At 45.8% G+C, this 2,199-nt stretch carries 1 protein-coding gene; it reads right to left on the reverse strand.

What is annotated here, in order from left to right:
* Positions 1 to 2,199, reverse strand: a 2,199-nt coding sequence (locus OM416_RS31665) for a condensation domain-containing protein (protein ID WP_264936334.1), incomplete at both ends; no start/stop codon positions are given.

Consider the following 2,199-nt stretch of genomic DNA (forward strand, 5'->3'; position numbering starts at 1 on the left):
ACGGAGAGGCAACTTCTTTCCGCGCTCCTTCGGATGTCAGCATGGACAAGGTTATAACTTCATCGGCCTTCAGCGCTTCTGGTTTCTGTTCACCGATAAGCACTACCTTGGCCCTACTGTCCTTCAGCATGTAAGCTATTCGCTGATTCGGATATTTGGGATCAATCGGCATGTACGCTGCTCCGACCTTCAGAATCGCCAAAATCCCCGTGATCATGTACGTATTCCGCTCAGCCATAATGCCTACGTATTCTCCGAGCTCCACACCTGCTCGCCGTAACTGTTCTGCCAACTGACTGGAACGTTGCTCCAGTTCACGGTACATCATCTGCTCTTCGCCTGACACGACAGCTAACTGATCAGGAGTCAATGCAGCCTGAGAATGGAACAGTTCCACCACGCTTCGGTCAGACGGATAAGCGGTGTCCGTTGCATTAAATTCATTAAGAATCAAATGTTTTTCATGAGGATGAACTATACTGATCGTACCTAAAATCTGGTTCGGATCACGCAATGCATTCCTTAAGAGCTCTTCAAACTGTGCTGCCATCCGCTTAATCGTGTCCATGTGGAAGAGTGCTGTGCAATACTCCCAGTGAAGATCATAACCCTGCTCGGTCTCGCGCATGCTGACGGTTAGATCGAACTTGGCAATTTCATACGGATATTCTAACGGCTTCAGGATTAAATCACCCAAAGCTAGTGTAGAAAACTCATCGTTCTGCAAAGTGAACATGACATCAAATACAGGGTTTCTGGATAAGTCCCTCTGTCCTGCGAACTGGTCCACGACACGTTCAAATGGATATTCCTGATTCTCATAAGCTCTCAAGCACTTTTCCTTGATCTGATGTACAAGTTCACTAAACGTTTGGGAAGCACTCATTTCACCTCTAATGGCTAGCGTGTTCACAAACATGCCCAGCATATTCTCTGTATCAGCATGAACTCGACCTGAAATCGGACTTCCTACTATAATATCTTCTTGGCCGCTGCATTGGCTCAAAAGAAGCATAAAACCCGATAAAAGAATCATATAATCCGTTGCTCCCGTTGAACGGGAGAGCTTCCGTACTGCCTCTTTTGTTTCCTTGCTTAATTGAAATGGAATACTGCTTCCATCAAAACGCTGTTCTTTCGGACGAGGTTCATCTGTGAAAAGTTCAAGCACAGGGATTTCACCAGAGAGCTCCGATGCCCAGTACTGTTCTTGCTCAGACAAATCCCGCTCATTCTGCCAACAACTATAGTCTTTATATTGAACTCTCAGCTCCGGAAGAGTCCGCCCCTCGAAAAGATATTGTAAATCTCTCATCAAAACGGGAACGGAACCTCCATCATAGATCATATGATGAAAATCCATCATAAAGATGGCGTCATCCTCAGCCATTTGCCATACTTTTGCACGCATCAAAGGTGCAACAGTCAGATCAAAGGGGCGGATAAATGTTTTCATCGCAGATGCCATATGCTCATGAGTTCCCTTTTCATATTCGAGTTCAAAATGAACTTTGTTTTTTACCATTTGAACAGGCTCTCCATTTTGAATATCAAAGCTTGTACGTAACGGTTCATGCCTATCCACCAATGCTTGCAGCGCTAGCTGCAGTTTCTCAACACTTAACTTGCCTTTTAACTGGATGAATTCAGGCATATTGTAGGTAACCGTTCCAGGTTGCATCCGATCAATGACGTATAACCTCTTCTGCGGAGAGCTCGTCTCATAATAAGGCAGCACCTTCTGCGCAGGGATAGGTACAAAAGAATGGGAACCCTTCATCTCTTTGGCCCGATTAGCCAGCAGGCGTACGGTTGGATATGCAAAGACATCTCTTACAGATAGACGCAGACCTGCCTGAGTTTCCAGTCTGTTAACCAGACGAGCAGCACGTAATGAATGACCTCCACGCTCAAAGAAATGATCCTGCACCCCAACTGGAGATACTCCTAAAATTTCACTAAAAATATCTGCTATGCATTGCTCAATCTCATCACAAGGGGCTTCATACATAACATTGCCTTCTAATTCAGGCTTTGGCAGAGCTTTCTTGTCCAGTTTGCCGTTCCTTGTCAGCGGTAGAGCTTCCATCTGTACCACGTATGATGGCACCATGTACGAAGGCAGGATGCTCCGCAGATTCTCCCGAATTTGCTCCCCGTCCAGCTCACCTTCGCCCACGACATAAGCACACAGATAAT

This window comes from Paenibacillus sp. LS1, assembly GCF_026013365.1.
Classification (GTDB): Bacteria; Bacillota; Bacilli; order Paenibacillales; family Paenibacillaceae; genus Paenibacillus.